The sequence below is a fragment of the Vibrio penaeicida genome (assembly GCF_019977755.1).
Classification (GTDB): Bacteria; Pseudomonadota; Gammaproteobacteria; order Enterobacterales; family Vibrionaceae; genus Vibrio; species Vibrio penaeicida.
In genome coordinates, this window is record NZ_AP025145.1 from 795,795 (window position 1) to 811,205 (window position 15,411).

At 43.5% G+C, this 15,411-nt stretch carries 15 protein-coding genes; 14 read left to right on the forward strand and 1 reads right to left on the reverse strand.

Features of this window, described 5'->3' with window-relative positions:
- Window positions 1–27: 27 nt before the first annotated feature.
- On the reverse strand, window positions 28–2,649 hold the full coding sequence (locus tag LDO37_RS21900; protein WP_126607554.1) for a beta-N-acetylhexosaminidase: 2,622 nt from the start codon (window positions 2,647–2,649) through the stop codon (window positions 28–30).
- Between the two features lie 595 nt (window positions 2,650–3,244).
- Here LDO37_RS21900 and LDO37_RS21905 point away from each other — a divergent pair.
- The 14 genes from LDO37_RS21905 to LDO37_RS21970 all read left to right on the forward strand — a co-directional run bounded on the left by LDO37_RS21905 (window position 3,245) and on the right by LDO37_RS21970 (window position 15,393).
- The gene (locus LDO37_RS21905; protein ID WP_126606634.1) at window positions 3,245–4,684 is read left to right on the forward strand and encodes a glycoside hydrolase family 19 protein; all 1,440 of its coding nucleotides are present in this window, start codon (window positions 3,245–3,247) and stop codon (window positions 4,682–4,684) included.
- Between the two features lie 594 nt (window positions 4,685–5,278).
- Entirely contained in the window at window positions 5,279–5,473 is a 195-nt protein-coding gene (locus tag LDO37_RS21910; protein WP_126609316.1) for a Flp family type IVb pilin, read from the forward strand.
- A gap of 73 nt (window positions 5,474–5,546) precedes the next feature.
- Window positions 5,547–6,338 carry a Flp pilus assembly protein CpaB gene (gene cpaB, locus LDO37_RS21915; protein WP_185829911.1) on the forward strand — a complete coding sequence of 264 codons (792 nt, stop codon included), beginning with the start codon at window positions 5,547–5,549 and terminating at the stop codon, window positions 6,336–6,338.
- A 12-nt stretch (window positions 6,339–6,350) separates the two neighbouring features.
- The gene (locus tag LDO37_RS21920) at window positions 6,351–7,679 is read left to right on the forward strand and encodes a type II and III secretion system protein family protein (RefSeq protein ID WP_126609314.1); all 1,329 of its coding nucleotides are present in this window, start codon (window positions 6,351–6,353) and stop codon (window positions 7,677–7,679) included.
- Window positions 7,676–8,194 (forward strand): hypothetical protein, encoded by a 519-nt coding sequence (locus tag LDO37_RS21925; RefSeq protein ID WP_126609313.1) that lies wholly within the window; start codon window positions 7,676–7,678, stop codon window positions 8,192–8,194. Before LDO37_RS21920 ends, LDO37_RS21925 begins: the two co-directional genes overlap by 4 nt.
- Window positions 8,194–9,423 (forward strand): AAA family ATPase, encoded by a 1,230-nt coding sequence (locus LDO37_RS21930; RefSeq protein ID WP_126609312.1) that lies wholly within the window; start codon window positions 8,194–8,196, stop codon window positions 9,421–9,423. Before LDO37_RS21925 ends, LDO37_RS21930 begins: the two co-directional genes overlap by 1 nt.
- On the forward strand, window positions 9,423–10,709 hold the full coding sequence (locus tag LDO37_RS21935; protein WP_399481891.1) for a CpaF family protein: 1,287 nt from the start codon (window positions 9,423–9,425) through the stop codon (window positions 10,707–10,709). The genes LDO37_RS21930 and LDO37_RS21935 overlap by 1 nt, the downstream gene beginning before the upstream one ends.
- On the forward strand, window positions 10,706–11,626 hold the full coding sequence (locus tag LDO37_RS21940; RefSeq protein WP_126609311.1) for a type II secretion system F family protein: 921 nt from the start codon (window positions 10,706–10,708) through the stop codon (window positions 11,624–11,626). Before LDO37_RS21935 ends, LDO37_RS21940 begins: the two co-directional genes overlap by 4 nt.
- Window positions 11,623–12,507, forward strand: coding sequence for a type II secretion system F family protein (locus LDO37_RS21945; RefSeq protein ID WP_126609310.1), 885 nt, complete (start codon window positions 11,623–11,625; stop codon window positions 12,505–12,507). Before LDO37_RS21940 ends, LDO37_RS21945 begins: the two co-directional genes overlap by 4 nt.
- Window positions 12,500–13,342, forward strand: a complete 843-nt coding sequence (locus LDO37_RS21950) for a tetratricopeptide repeat protein (protein WP_126609309.1) — start codon at window positions 12,500–12,502, stop codon at window positions 13,340–13,342. The genes LDO37_RS21945 and LDO37_RS21950 overlap by 8 nt, the downstream gene beginning before the upstream one ends.
- Complete coding sequence (locus LDO37_RS21955; RefSeq protein WP_126609308.1) at window positions 13,332–13,826, forward strand: TadE family protein; 495 nt, start codon at window positions 13,332–13,334, stop codon at window positions 13,824–13,826. The genes LDO37_RS21950 and LDO37_RS21955 overlap by 11 nt, the downstream gene beginning before the upstream one ends.
- Window positions 13,807–14,349, forward strand: coding sequence for a tight adherence pilus pseudopilin TadF (gene tadF, locus LDO37_RS21960; RefSeq protein WP_126609307.1), 543 nt, complete (start codon window positions 13,807–13,809; stop codon window positions 14,347–14,349). Before LDO37_RS21955 ends, tadF begins: the two co-directional genes overlap by 20 nt.
- Before the next feature lie 22 nt (window positions 14,350–14,371).
- Window positions 14,372–14,749 (forward strand): hypothetical protein, encoded by a 378-nt coding sequence (locus LDO37_RS21965; protein WP_101109883.1) that lies wholly within the window; start codon window positions 14,372–14,374, stop codon window positions 14,747–14,749.
- Window positions 14,750–14,751: 2 nt separating this feature from the next.
- A complete protein-coding gene (locus LDO37_RS21970; RefSeq protein WP_004409274.1) occupies window positions 14,752–15,393 on the forward strand; it encodes an OmpA family protein in 642 nt (213 codons plus the stop codon).
- Window positions 15,394–15,411 lie beyond the last annotated feature (18 nt).

Below are 15,411 nucleotides of genomic sequence, written 5' to 3' on the forward strand. Positions count from 1 at the left end.
TTAGTTTACGGCTGTATGTGTTTTCAATTACTTCACTTCTACAGAGCGACCAACACGACCATTTGTTGCAACGGTACGAACTTTAACGCCCGCAGTTACAGATGGTTGGTTAGATGCATCGTAGTCAGCCCAAGTTGTGCCATCCTCAGAGTACTGGATAGTTACACCAGGGAAGCTAGAGTTAGCAACCAATTTACCTGCTTCGATTTTCGCACCTGGTACAGGTAGACGGTAGTAAACGCCAGCCTGGTCAAGTTTCGCAAGTTCTTTGTAGCCCAATGCGTTTGCAAAGGTTTCCCACTCAGCATCACGTGTTGCTGTATCCACGTGAGAAGTACCTACAAATCCATCAACGTTAGACTTGAACGTGGTAGATGCATTGTAATCCAATTCCCAATCAGCTTTAGACCATGCGCGCTCAGCCATTGCAAGAACACGTGGGAATGCCATGTAATCTTGTTGACGTGCTGTACGGATTGTTTCAGACCATAGGTGACCTTGAATACCTTTGAAGCTTCTGTTCAGTGCAACACCGCCAGCAGCGTACTCCATTGGAGCGCCCATACGGTCAAGCATTGTTTCAGAGTTTGCAGGTAGGTTTTCAGGCATGAATCCAAATACTTCACGAGTATCAGTTTCACGAGAACCCCAGTAGTATCCTGGCTCCGCAGGGTCAACTTCGTATGGGAAGTCGAAGTAAGTGGAATCTGGAGATGAAACAACCACTTCGTAACCTGTGTTAGCGATAGTGTGTGTTTCGTCTGCGCCACCCCAGAACAATGTGCTCCATGCGTAAGCCGACGTTCCTTCACCTGCCAATGTATGCGGGTTGATGTATTCGCCGTGCTTCAATCCATCGTTCCATGCAGCCAGAGTTAGGCTGTATTTCTCTAGGATCCAGCTAATACGTTGGATGAAGTAAGGACCAAGGTCATCAACGTTGTTGATACCGTTCCACTCAACCGCAAACATCTCTTTACATAGAGGAGACTCTACCCAAGCGCCCGCTGTTTCATCTGCACCGATATGGTAATCAGTAAGAGGCTGACCAGCATCACGGTGTTGGTTAACGATCTCGCCAATCACTTTATCCATGAACTTGAAGCTAGACTCCATACATGGGTTGATGGTGTTGTTTGTGTAGTTTTGAACAGAGAAGTACTTAGTTGTGTCATCTGGGTCAGTTAGCAAGTACTCTTCAGCCTTCACCAAATCGCCTTGTGCTGCATAAGTATTGTAACGTGCTTCCATTGCAACAACTGCTGCTTTGGAGTGACCAGGCATATCCATAGATGGGATGACTTGGATATTACGAGCGTGTGCGTATGCTACGATTTCTGCATAATCCGCTACAGAGTAGTATTGCTTTTCTGCAGCTTGATCAGGACCAGAACCTAACTGAGGAAGAAGACAAGTTGTTTCGTCTAAATCGTGACAACGTTTTGCACCAACATCTGTTAGCTCAGGAAGCCCAGGGATTTCCAAACGCCAGCCTTCATCATCTGCTAGATGGAAGTGGAATTTGTTCATCTTGTAAGCAGCCATTTGGTCTAGGAACTTAAGAACCTGCTCTTTAGTTTGGAAGTTACGAGAAACATCCATATGCATGCCGCGGTAGTCGAAGCGAGGTGCATCGTAATCTACTGTTACTTTTGGAAGTTCAGTACTGCCTACAGTCACGAGTGAAGCCAGTGATTGAAGTCCGTTGAATACACCGTAGTTATCACGACCAACAATGGTTACGCCACTTGCATCAACTTGTAGTGTGTAAGCACCTTTCGCTTCACGACCGATAAATGCTTGGTGACCAGCGTTGCTGATTAACTTAACTTCCACACCGGCGTTGGTTGTTACACCAAGTTGGGAAAGACGAGCGTTCACGGCTTCAACTTGGTCAGCGCGAACTGCGTTGTTAACCACTTTTAGGTTAAGACCATCAGCAATATCGATAGAACCAGTTTGAATGGTTAATTCAACAGGCGTAGGAATAATGGAAGCAGAAACCGCAGACTGGCCTAGATCGGCAACGTCTGAGTTTTTATCAAAACGAGATTGAGTTGTTGCAACGTTAGTTTGGTCGCCAGCGAAACGACGCCATTGATCTGTATCTGCAGGGTTGTTGCTAATTGGCGTTAAGAAACCAGAGAGATCTTCGAAGCCAGTATCCGCTTCTTTAACAGCTGTGTTTTTAATTAAAACACCTTCCAAACCTTCAGAAGAAATATAGTAGTTTGGCATGAAGTCGCTATTTACGATCTGCCAGTACTCTGCATCATATTCAACAGTTACAGATTCGCCAGGTTGCAAGCCTTTAAATTTTGCAGTTGGAGAAACGCGATGCAAATCACCATCGATATGAGTAATAGTAAATAAATCTCCACGCGTATCTAATACGCGATGAATACTTGAGAAATACATATCCCAATCTGTATTTACAGCATTGGTGCTTGTGTTTGTGATCGTTACTTCAGCACGGTAGCAAAGTCCCCAAGGACATTCTGCTTTCGAGTCTGCAGGTTGGTTAACCACAAGTGAAGTGGATACATTCAGAGAATCAGCGGTGGCTTGAAGACCTTGTTGTGTTTGAGCGTAAACGCCAGAACTAGCAAGGGCTAGAGCCATGGTCAAAGCAGTTACTTTAAAGTTCAAAACTCAATCCTTTATGTTTTCATACGTGTTGAAACAATGTCAGGCTACTACTTAATCCTGTTACCAGAATAAACCTGATAATATTGATGAGCTTGTCATTGCAAACTCATTCCTACTTCCTATTTAGTGAAATTATCAAGAGACTTTCAATCGTTTAATTCGCGAAGCGAAATAAAAATATTAAAAATATGGTGTACAGCAAATAAAGGAATGAAATTTGTAATTGATATTAATGACAGTAAAGTATTAAATTGATTTATAACAACTTTCGCTTGATGTTGATATTAATATTTATAATATTTTATGTTTATAAAATAAACATTTTTATCAAAGTTTTTACATCAAAATATTAGAGGGTAATTGTTGAGTTTTTCATTTTAATTAATAGACCTCATTGTTTGAATAATATTACCGAATGCATGATTCTATAAGGAAAAAACTGACTGAATCTCACAAAATCACATGGCAATTATTATGAGGGTTGTTTCATTTGATGAATTAGCTCGCAAACTATAAAAACACTTCTTTCTTATGACATCGAATGCAAATGTTGGTTCTACGCTTATTTTCGAATTATTTGAAAGAAGGAAATTCAATGAAACGTTTAATAGGGTCTTTAACGTTAGCACTTTCATTCTCATCGGTCGCTTTGGCTGCTGCGCCACCGATTATCACGTGGGAACCGGGTAAGACAACAGTAACGAATGGCGATGTCGTCATTCATAACAACATTTGTTATGAAGCGAAAAACAGCCCTGGTGCATGGGATTCTCCAGGAACCAGTGCTTGGTTTTGGACAGAAGTACCTTGTGATGGCAAACCACCTGTTGATCCAATTGATCCGCCGAAACCTGATCCAAACGGGAAAACTGTGATTCCAGACGGCAAAGGTGGCTACCTGATGCCACGCTCTGAATTACTGGCACGTGAAACCAGTTTAACAAGCACTCCACTGTTTGAATTGGTTCGTGCTGATATCCAAACGTTGGACAACGCATCTGTTGAAGCGGTATCGCCACTTCTTTCAACAAACCCAGAAAACGTACAAAGAGTTGAATCAGTAGTGAATGAAGCGATGTGGGACTTCTTATTCCCAATTCGTAATGAAAAGTACACTTACGTCAATTTATTAAAAGGCATAGCCAAATTCCCAGCGTTCTGCCGAACTTATACCGACGGCAGAAATTCAGACGAAATCTGTAAGCGTTCGCTTGCCACCATGTTTGCGCACTTTGTTCAGGAAACAGGGGCACACGCTCCTGGTTGGGACGGTGCGAAAGGGAACCCTGAATGGCGTCAAGGTTTGTACTTCCTGCGTGAGCGTTACAAATCTGAAGACGTTTACAACGGAACCTACAATGCTTGTACGGGCTGGCAGGGTGAACGTTGGCCATGTGCACCGCAAAAAAGTTACTTTGGACGTGGTGCAAAACAGCTAAGTTGGAACTACAACTACGGTCCGTTCTCTGAAGCCATGTTTGGCGATAAAGATGTACTGCTTAAAAATCCTGCTTTAGTGGCTGATACATGGCTGAACTTGGCTTCTGCGGTGTTCTTTTATGTGTACCCACAGCCGCCAAAACCTAGCATGTTGCATGTTATAGATGGTACTTGGCAGCCAAATGCAGCAGACAAAACACAGGGAATTGAGCACGGTTTCGGTTCGACCATTCAAATCATTAACGGTGCATACGAATGTGGCAAAGGCACAACAACGCCTCAGGCCGCGAATCGTATTAAGTACTACAAGCAAATCACAGCAACGCTTGGTTTAGACATTACAGGTGAGAAACTGGATTGCGCAGACATGAAAGCGTTTAACACTGATGGTTCTGGCGCGATGATGATTTACTGGGACAAAGAGTGGGGCTGGGATGCCAATACTCCGGGGAACCACAGCTTCAGCTGTAAGCTAGTCGGCTACCAAACTGCATACAGTGCGTGGTTTAGTGGTGATTACGAAAACTGTGTTGAAAAACACTTCAACGTAAGAGCGACAGACGCGAATGGCCAAGTGATTCCAGACGGTCAATAATCAAGCCTATATGTTATAAACACAAAGTTGGGGTAGGGATATTTTTTCCTACTCCAACATTTCTTTTATTAAGAACACGATATTTACTTCATTCTACGATTATTAGACCAGCCTTTTATTAACCCCCTTTAAATCACCCAGCATTTAAACAAACCCTCCCGTATGTTCAATTCATATATTTAATATCTACCTTTTATTTTCAACCTAAGATTACGCTAAGTAGTTTTGTTGAGTTAAATCTATAAGAGTAAAAAGTTAACATTTCAAATATAAACGGTATTAACAAACTGTTAAAAATATTAATTACTGAAGTATCTTGATGGTTTTTTGTTCTATGTCATTTTTCTCTCCATAGTTTCGTCAATATTTTGTCAGAGTTAGGTCATTATTTATGTAAGGTGTTTTTGTGTTTTAACTTGTTGAATTGTAGTGGTTTGGTTGATGTTTGATCAGGTTTTGTAAGTGTATATTGCTGGTTCTTACATATAAAAATGTGAAGTGCGTTGAATAAATCTGCTGTGTCAATAAAATGAACACCAATTACCCAAATCATCAATAACTTCTTATTGATGTTCATTAATAAGGACAAACAACATGCTTACTAAACTATTTGTTAACGCACAACTTGCACTAGAAAAATTCAAAAAAGACGAGCGCGGTGTAACAGCGATTGAATACGCTGTTATTGCAGTTGCAATATCAGGAATCGCTTTTACGGTATTTAGCCAGACTGGTCCATTAAAAGTTGCACTTGCCAAAGCAATTACAACAATTGCAGGCAGACTCTAACTTTAAGTTTAGTAGTTAGGTCAAACATAGACATTTGACCTAACTGCCCTTTTAACTAATTAAAGGTTGTACCTTGAAAAATAAAGTTTTCGCTGTAATTGCACTTCTTTTTATTCTGTTTGGCCTCTATGGCTTAGCAGGAAGCTTGAGTCAAAGCGACGAAACAATTGATGCCGCTAAGGTACAAGAAGCAAAAGTCAAAACGTGGGTGCTCAAGTCTTCGGTTAGCAAGGGTGATTTTGTTAAGCAGGACCTCCTTAAAATCCGCTATATTCCTGAATCCGAAGCACTTGAAAATGGAATATCTGAAGATGTTGAGTTGGGTCATGTTACCGGTTCAGTTTTTCGTTCTTCCATGCCAGCCAATCAAATGTTGTATAACGCCGACATCATTAACCCAGAAGATGATGGTTACATCCACTATGTCATTGCAGCGAATCGTGTGCCTTATGCGATTGAAGTGTCGCCTTCCGACGTAATTGGTGGAGTGATCTCACATGGAAGCATGATTGATGTCGTTGCTTTGTCACTCCCAGACAGTGAATTGGCATCGAACAACTCGCTTCGCAGAACCATGTCTATAACTCCGGTGTTAATTGGTGTTAAGGCATTACAAATCAAAAAACCGATTTCTACTCAATCTGACGACGTGGACAACTCCGATATACAAAAAGTCAGCGTTATCTTAGAGCTAACACGCAAGCAGGTTGCCAAACTGACGGTTGCCAAAAGAATTTCAGAACTTGAAGTGCATAAATCTATCGGGCAATACGCTCCAGAAGATCTTCAAGCCGATGCGGGTGACGTACTCGCAGACTTTCGCTCTATCACCGAATTCCGCGCTGGCGAATCTGCCATTAAATAAGGGAATACCTCAATGTTTTTAGTGCTTAAGCGCTTCGCGCTTATCTTTGTGGCTTTGCTTGCCTCATTTCCCGGACAAGCTGCCCGTATCTGGAACCTCGCTGAAGGTGAAGCCAGAAGCTTATCTACTGAACAAGAAATCACATCAGTCTTCATTTCAAACCCTAAAGTGGCGGATTATCAAGTTATCGATAAACATAAGGTTGTGGTATTTGGTAAATCCCTTGGGTCGAGCTCTTTGCTTGTATTTGATGAAACGGGCAAAACCATCGCTAGCCGTAATCTAGTCGTCAACAAAAGCTTGGTGCACATTCAGCAACAAGTTCAGCTTAAATACCCTCACGCGGAAGTCACCATTTATAACCTAGGTAAGCAAGTTGTACTTAGTGGTGTGGTAGCGACCGAGCAAGAAAAAGACGAGATCAACATACTGGTTGGCGAGTTGATGGGCAAAAAGTCCGCAGACTACCAGCTAGAGTGGGACTTAGGTGACAACCAATACGAAATGGAGTTTATGAAGCGCCGTCATTTTGAGGGCATCGTAAACAACATTGAAGTCGCCTCAACTAAGCAGGTCAACGTTAAGCTTTCCATTGCCGAAGTATCGCACTCGTTTTTAGAGAAGTTTGGTGTTGAATACGGCAGCCTAGGACATACCGCGGGCAACTTTGCCGACATGATCAAGAATTTCAGTGCGGATGATATCGTTTCTATCATCAGCGCCAGCGGCGATGACACCGTCGGGCAGATTCTAGCGGAACCCAACCTTTCTGTTATTTCAGGTGAAAGCGCCAGCTTCCTAGTCGGTGGTGAGTTGCCTATCGTTTTGGTGCGTGATGGCACCACCGAAGTTCGTTTTAAAGAATTTGGTATTCGTTTGGAGCTGATGGCAAAAGTACTACGTGATGAGAAAATCAAATTGTCCCTTATGCCGGAAGTGAGTTCACTCGATACCCAATACTCAAACGACAAATACAACCTGCCAGCATTAAAAACACGTCGCGCAAGAACGACGGTAGAGCTTGGCGACGGTCAAAGTTTTGTTCTTGGTGGTCTATTAAGCACAGAAGACATTGAATCGCTGAGAAAAATTCCTTACATCGGCGACATTCCTGTGTTGGGCTCGCTGTTCAGAAAATCCGACACCAAACGCAACAAAACCGAGCTGATCATTGTGGCGACTGTGAATTTAGTGAAGCCGATTCACCCATCTCAAGTTCAGCTTCCAACCATGAAGAAATCCAGCACCTTATCTCGCTTCTTTGCGTTAGACAAAGAGTACCAAAAGGCGAGCGAAACATGGGCAAATGAAATTCTGGCTACCGGAGGCTTTAAGCAATGAGAAATCTAGGATTAGTCGCAGCAATCTTTCTTTTTTTAAGCGGTTGTGCAGACAAAGCAATTGAACGCTCAGGCTCCGATATTCATGTTGTTCCAGTAACGTACTCCATTGCGCTGAACATTGAAAAAAACAAGAGAAAGAGTGCGCAAAAGAAGCTGGATGAATTTGTAAAAGAGCATTGGGACGTCATTGTTAACCAAACTGTTGAGCTCAGCTGGCGAACGCGTGAAGGCAAAAAGTGGGCACAAAAAACACAAGCTCAACTTCAAAAGCAAGGCGTATCGCCAGAGCAAATCCGCATAATTCAAACCGATGCGGGGTTTGGCGAGCGTTTTGATTTTGAATTCAAAACGGTGGTCTATAGAGCGCAAGTTGAAAGTTGCGATTACGAGCAAGTCGGTTCTTATGGTGGAGTGAAGTATGGTTGCTTTGCCGAAAATGCTCGCTGGCAGTCGATGGAAAACCCAGAAAAAATGTTGACCAATTCACCACAAAAAAACGGTGAGGGTCAGTAATGTTTGACTTAGTTGATCTGCTTAAAACAGACAAGGCACCCGTCGAGCAGGAAGAAAAAATCACCTCTGTGCTCTTCCATCAAACGCAAGAATGCAAAAATTTGGTGGAAGAAGCGTACCGCTTTGAAGGGATCAGCGCGCCAGCAGTGTTGGAAAATACCGACGCTGAAATACGTAAGCACATTCGTGAATCTACCATCGAAATTGTCATTGTTGAGCTTAATATCAGCGATAATGTGACGGAAGATATGCGCCAGATCAGTCACTTATTACCTAACCATGCGTCGGTTATCGTGATCGGCAGTGAAGATGCAATATCAACCATTCGACATCTCAAAGACATGGGGTTCTATTACCTGTTTTGGCCGGTGACTAAACCGGAATTGATCGACTTTGTTCGTAACGTTAATGACAACCGTCATCGAAATAGTGGCTTAGGCAAAAACAGAAGCGCCAAGAAAGTCGCTGTTGTTGGGGGAAAAGGTGGGGTAGGTGCATCCTTACTTTCTGTCGAAATGGCCTATGAACTGACCACCAAAAAAGACAGCAACTGTGTCTTGGTTGATCACAGTTTCTTTGGCGGCAATCTCGATATTTTATTGGGGATGAAACGTTTTAAAAAGCGTTCCATTTCATTGGGTGCATTGAGTGCCAACCTCGATGCATCGTACGCGCATAGCATGACTACAACAGTCAACCCAATGTTGTCGTTGCTGTCGGTAGATTCGGATGAGCTGAACGAAACCCAGCTAAAAGAGTACACGCGAACGTTGTCGGATCAGCTTTCAGATCAAAACAATTTCATCATTGAAGATTTATCGCGCTCGTCGTTCAGTAAAGCCGATATGGATTACATGGCAAGTGAGTGCGATATCGTTGTTTTGGTGATAGAACCGACCGTTTCGTGCCTAAGAGCGATGGCTTCGTTGGTGGCGAAAATGGAAACGTTGAACTCCACTGCGCGTTTTATCACCGTTCTCAATTACACCATGCCTGAAAAAGCGTCCACCGTTAGCCGCCAAGATGTGGTGAAGTTCCTTAAACAGCCCATTGATGTGGAATTCCCTTATGAACCGAAAGCGGGCGAATTAATCCTAGAAGGTAAGCGACTCTGCGACAGCAAGCTGGGAATCAGTGGGAGCATTCATAAGCTAACGTCGCTGATGTTGGGTGAATCCGTAGTGTCGCAAAAGAGCAGCATATTTAAACGCCTAGTGAAGAGAGCGTGATGATAGACCAATCCAGATCCATATATATCACTATTCGTGAGCAAATCTTCGAAGCGCTAGAAGCCGAAGCGGTCACCACATTAACGAAAAGCCAACTCAGCAAACAATTAGCGAACGCCATAGATGTACTGATAGAACGTCAGAATCTATCGGTTGCGACTATTGTTCGCGAAGAGTTTGTTAAAAGCTTAGTTGATGAATTGCACGGGTTAGGACCATTGCAAACGCTTATGGATGACGAATCCATCAGTGACATCATGATCAATGGCCACAAAGACGTGTTTATTGAACGAGGCGGGCTTGTAGAAAAATCGCCAGTCACGTTTATCGATGAAACCCAGTTGCTTAATATCGCCAAGCGTATTGCGTCACGCGTGGGTCGCCGAGTGGACGATTCTTCCCCGACCTGTGATGCGCGATTAGAAGACGGAAGCCGAGTCAATATAGTTATTCCACCTATCGCGATTGATGGGACGTCGATTTCCATTCGTAAATTCAAGAAGCAGAGCATTGGCTTAGAACAGCTTGCTGGCTTTGGGGCAATGAGCGCAGAAATGGCAAAGCTTCTGATGATTGCTTCGCGTTGCCGACTCAACATTTTGATTTCTGGTGGTACGGGTTCGGGTAAAACTACCATGCTGAATGCGCTGTCTCAGTTTATTTCTGAGAAAGAGCGCATCGTAACCATCGAGGATGCGGCTGAACTTAAAATGATGCAGCCGCACGTAGTTAGGCTCGAAACCCGAAAAGCCGGTATCGAAGGAACAGGGGAGATTGATCAGCGAGGGTTGGTGATCAACTCTTTGCGTATGCGCCCCGACAGAATCATCGTGGGTGAGTGTCGTGGTGGTGAAGCGTTTGAAATGCTTCAAGCGATGAATACGGGGCACGACGGTTCCATGTCTACGTTGCACGCCAATACCCCACGCGATGCCCTTGCTCGTGTTGAAGCCATGGTGATGATGGCAACCAACAACCTGCCACTGGAAGCTATCCGTCGCACCATTGTCAGTGCTGTAGATTTGGTTATCCAAATCAGCCGATTACACGACGGAAGCCGTAAAGTGATGAGCATTTCCGAAGTTGTTGGTTTGGAAGGTAGCAGTGTTGTTCTCGAAGAAATTTTTCGCTTTCAAGCCGCTGGTGAACATGCTGACGATGGGAAAATCAAAGGCAATTTCATCACGGCTGGTTTGATGCAGCGTTCTGTTTTGGTGGAAAAGGCGCGATTTTTTGGCCTAGAAAGCCAACTGAACGAAGCCTTTCAGTTAGGGCAACAGTCATGATCTATTGGATAGCACTTTTGGTTGGTGGGGTATGTATTATCCTACTCAATCGTAACCAAACGTCTAAATCCAATCCATATTTGGAAGAATTAAACCAAACCATTTTGGTGTCCTCCATGGATGGCGATAAGCAGGCGGTCAACCTAAATTCACTAACCAACGAATCCATCTCAGAAAAGCTTCGCCGCTATGTAAAAACAACGCGTAGGCAGCTTGGTGCGTTACCTGAAATCAAAGCGATATGCTTTTGTATCGTATTGGTTCTGGCCGGTTTGTATTTCAATCAAAACTTTGTTCGAGGCAATCAATTGATTGTGATTGCCGTTGTGGAAGTGGTAGGGATTGCGTTTGGTCTCCATTGGCTACAAAAGAGAGAGCGGAACCAGTTTGAAGATTCCTTCCCTGACGCACTCAACATGTTAGCCAGTGCGGTTAGTGCGGGTGAAAGTATCATGCACGCTATCTCTTTTGTAGGGAAGAATTTGGAAGGGGAAGGGGGCAGAGAGTTTAAAGTGATGGGGGAGAGGCTAAAGCTTGGAGAATCGCCAGACACGGTTTTTGCCAAGTCGTGTAACCGTTTTCCGTATCCGTCGTTCTACTTCTTCGTGATTACCTTGCGCGCCAACATGCAACGTGGTGGTCAATTAAAAGACATCATTATGCGCCTCAACCGGCTGATGTTTGATGCGCGAGCAATTGAAAAGAAGAAGTTTGCTCTGACGTCCGAGGCACGAACGTCCGCCAAAATTGTTGCAGCAATTCCATTTATCTTCATTTTGATGCTCAAGTACATGAACCCTGAAAACTACGAGTTTGTCATGTTCAACCCAGAGGGACGCCCCATTCTCTATTACGTACTGGGTAGCGAATTTATTGGGATCACCATTGTTTGGATGCTCATGAAGGCGGTGAAATGATGTTGAATTCTCAGCTTGAGCTTTTTCTGTTTCTCTCTTTGATTGTGTTTGGTTTGGCGTTTTCTGCTTACGCCCTATATAACCATTTCGATAAATCCAAGCGAATGAAACACTTTACGACCATTGACGAACCTTTAGCAAAGAAACCGTTATTTGTAGAGCTACTGGACAAGGTCGAATCTCTTTTTTCTAAAAGCGATAACGATGTCGCCGACAAATTTTATGCGGCAGGTTTTTATCATTTCAAATACGCCAACCTTTATATTCCAACCAAATTTACCCTGTTAATTGGTGGCGCTGCTGGTTTTTATTTCCTTTCGAGGCATCTAGGTTGGGAACAAAATTCAGGCTTTATCGCCATAGGGGTATGGGTTGTATTTTGTTTGATCGCACCAGATGCGTATCTCAATTCCAGAATGAAAGCGCTAAGAGGGAAATTGTCGAGTCAACTCCCTTACTTGCTTGATTTGTTAGCCGTTTGTGTTCAAACCGGTATGACGATTGAAGCCGCCATGACGTACTTATCGAAAGAAATGTCTGGCTTCGATAAAGACTTAGCCCAGTTGCTGAAAAATACCAATGACCGTTCACGCATTGTTGGCTTAGATAAAGCGCTCGATGAGCTGTACGACCGAGTACCGACCAACGAAATGCGAAGCTTTACCATGACGTTAAAGCAAAGCCTGCATTACGGTACTTCTATCTACGGTGTTCTTACGACATTAGCGGCCGATATCCGCGATGTCACCATGCTTTCGATGGAAGAAAAAATCGGCAAGCTCGCCGCCAAAATGTCGGTTCCCCTAATCCTATTTATTATGATGCCAGTGGTAATTCTGATTGCCGCACCTGGTGTGATGAGGATGATGTCCAATGTTTAGAAAATCCTTTGCTCGTGTTTGCCACCATAGCCGTGTAACGGCGTGTCTATTGGCTATTTCCGTGTTATCTGGATGTGCTACCCAGCCCGAGCCAACGTCATTGATTGAAGAAGAAACGCTGCTAATACAGTCGGGAAACCATGAAAAATTGGTGGAGTACTATAAAGCGCAACTTTCCAAGAGTGAAAACCGTCAAACGCGCATGAAATTAGCGCTGGCTTACTTAAATTCTGGTGATCCTGAATCGGCACTTTTCTTTGTTTCGCCATTAAACATGGGTCAAGAAGCCCATGCAGAACCTCTTCTTATCGAAGCGAAAAGCCTCTATTCCCTTGGTCAATTTCGTAAAGCAAAAACTCAGGCATTAAAAGCTTATGAGTTGAAACCTAACAACGCTGAAATAGAGAATTTGTTGGGCATGATTTGCGCGGCAAATTCCGACTTGGAAGAAGCAAGGCAGTACTTCACGTCTGCTAGAACCAACTTGTACGACGACATCAAAATTAAGAACAATCTGGCTGTTTTAAACATCGTTGAAGGTCATTACCAAAAAGCGGTGCAACTGTTATTGCCTATCTATCTAAAAGGCAAAGCGGACAAACAGATAGAAGCCAATTTAACGTTAGCCATGGCAAAAATTGGCAATGTTTCTTACATCAAGGATATGTCGAAAGGCGAGCTATCGGATCAAGAAATATTCGAGCGCTACCGTGCGCTGAAAGACAGCAAGGCCATCGGAGAATTCAAGGCGGATGACGTCAAGGTGAACGATGCCAAGGTGATTGATTCCAAGGTTAGCCATACCAAGACGAGTGAAATAAGCCATGAAGGGTAGCAAGAAGCGAATACGAGGCGTGGCGTCTATCGAGTTTGCGCTTGGTTTCATGGCGTTTTGGATGATGTGCATGTTCTGGGCGGAGGTGAGTTACATGTCCTTTGTTTCGGCTGTCACTGATATCACGATTTCGGAAGCCGCGAGAGAGTCCAAAAAGAGCGAGCAGAGCTATGACAAAGTTTTCCAGAATGTCATCAATAACAGTGGCAGTGTGTGGGGAAAAGTGATCGACCAATCCAAGCTACGAATGTCCGTTCAGTATTTGGCATCCGTTAGTGATTTAGAGCGTCATAAAACCCCTTGTAAGATCCCCAAAAACACCCCTCTGGCTACGTGCGGGAAAGAGAACAACAGTGCCATTGCCGTGTATCGATTGGATTATGAATTTTCGCCAATCTTCACTTTGTTTATGGACAATAGCTCGCTGTTTCGTCGGGAAGTCATTGTTATTCAGGAATACGAACGTGACAAATTTAAAATTTAAACAGAAAGGCAACTTTTCTGTGGAGTTTGCCATTGTTGGTGCTTTTGTTTCTTTGTTATTGGTGTTTAGCGCTGATGTGATTTTAAAGATATCGGCAAAAGGAAAGCTCGATAGGCTTTCTTACTCCTTGGTCAACGTCTTGAAAGAGCGTACGCAGCTATACGGAAACAACTACAAAATCACCCGTTCTGAAGCGAATGCCATTGTCACAATTGGTCGAAATTCTTTGAGTCGCACCATGGGAAGTTTCAATGAAAACCAATTCGGGGCGTTAGTAGAAGAGCTGACTTTTAAAGGCATTAAGAAACCGAACCCGTTAAAAAGATATGCCATCGGCGGGCAGGTTTGTAACGTCACTCAACCACTTAGTGAGCTCTCTCATTTGTCTGTCGTCACCTCTTGGGAACGTCAGGCGACGTTGTACCGCATTACCCTATGTTACGAAACGGACAATTGGTTTGGTTCGATTATTGGCGACAGTTTTACTACGGTGAGTTCGTCTTCCGTCATGCTGGGTCGTTAAATCTCAATATTGGAAACAGTGAATGAAAACTCATTTTCTCTGTGCTGGCTTGCTCACTCTGTTGGCCACAACAAACGCATACTCTTCCGAAACCTACATCTTTATAGACGGAAGCAATGATACTCAAAAAAACTGGGTGGAAAATCTTAACTCTTTATTTCTTCAGGAAGATTTGGAGACAAAAGAGATTGTTATTGTTGACATTTCGGACAGTCAGCAAACATTTACGGGTGAATTTGATTACATCCATGATCGCGATGGTGTCTATATGGCGACGTATCTTCCACGTCGGATTCCAGAAGTGATCGAAACTCAGCACACTTTTAATTCTCATTCTAAGCTCGAAGATTTTGCGGCCAAGTTGCTGAAAAAGATCGATAGCAATACCAAGGAAAAATAATCATGACACAACTTCTTACGCCTATCTTTGCCGCGACCATTTTGTCCATTTCGTCCCTAGCTGCGAATGCAACTGAACGTGAAACTCACGCGTTAAATTTCTACTGTGGTGGAGAGAACATTGAGTACGAGAAAAAGATTGAAGTTGGGCAGGGAACACGGGTAGCGATCAATCAGGGGCCTTTCTATCAAATTGAACAGCTAGACCAAGAGCCTGCGACTCAAGCATTTATTACCCAACAAATTGTGTCTAGCGGCATTGATAAAGAGTGCAGTGAATATTTGCTGACCAATAGCACATTGCAATTTGTGAATGAATCTCAGGTTATTGCTCGGGTTTTCTTTGGTTTTGATCAGTCTAAATTGACGCAAAAGTCGCGCTATATTCTCAATACCATCGCCAAACAGATCTCAACAAGCCAAGGTAACTTGGTCGTAGAAGGGCACACCGACAACATAGGCGGTGAAAGCTACAACATGACATTAGGTTTGAAACGTTCTGAAACCGTTGCAGAGTATCTCGAAAACCAAGGTGTTGATAAGTCTTTGTTAACCTTGACGTCTAAAGGCGAAACTAAGCCTGTTCAAAGCAACCAATCTGATAATGGCAGAGCGTTGAATCGACGTGTCGAAATCAAGCAATAGTCGCTTTCATCTGTAAAT

What these genes read in the sequence shown, in the direction of transcription:
- LDO37_RS21910 (WP_126609316.1), top strand. Translation starts at nt 5,279, where the DNA reads ATGCTTACTAAACTATTTGTTAACGCACAACTTGCACTAGAAAAATTC.
- LDO37_RS21920 (WP_126609314.1), top strand. Translation starts at nt 6,351, where the DNA reads ATGTTTTTAGTGCTTAAGCGCTTCGCGCTTATCTTTGTGGCTTTGCTT.
- LDO37_RS21925 (WP_126609313.1), top strand. Translation starts at nt 7,676, where the DNA reads ATGAGAAATCTAGGATTAGTCGCAGCAATCTTTCTTTTTTTAAGCGGT.
- LDO37_RS21950 (WP_126609309.1), top strand. Translation starts at nt 12,500, where the DNA reads ATGTTTAGAAAATCCTTTGCTCGTGTTTGCCACCATAGCCGTGTAACG.
- LDO37_RS21935 (WP_399481891.1), top strand. Translation starts at nt 9,423, where the DNA reads ATGATAGACCAATCCAGATCCATATATATCACTATTCGTGAGCAAATC.
- LDO37_RS21945 (WP_126609310.1), top strand. Translation starts at nt 11,623, where the DNA reads ATGATGTTGAATTCTCAGCTTGAGCTTTTTCTGTTTCTCTCTTTGATT.
- LDO37_RS21905 (WP_126606634.1), top strand. Translation starts at nt 3,245, where the DNA reads ATGAAACGTTTAATAGGGTCTTTAACGTTAGCACTTTCATTCTCATCG.
- LDO37_RS21965 (WP_101109883.1), top strand. Translation starts at nt 14,372, where the DNA reads ATGAAAACTCATTTTCTCTGTGCTGGCTTGCTCACTCTGTTGGCCACA.
- LDO37_RS21930 (WP_126609312.1), top strand. Translation starts at nt 8,194, where the DNA reads ATGTTTGACTTAGTTGATCTGCTTAAAACAGACAAGGCACCCGTCGAG.
- LDO37_RS21970 (WP_004409274.1), top strand. Translation starts at nt 14,752, where the DNA reads ATGACACAACTTCTTACGCCTATCTTTGCCGCGACCATTTTGTCCATT.
- LDO37_RS21955 (WP_126609308.1), top strand. Translation starts at nt 13,332, where the DNA reads ATGAAGGGTAGCAAGAAGCGAATACGAGGCGTGGCGTCTATCGAGTTT.
- LDO37_RS21940 (WP_126609311.1), top strand. Translation starts at nt 10,706, where the DNA reads ATGATCTATTGGATAGCACTTTTGGTTGGTGGGGTATGTATTATCCTA.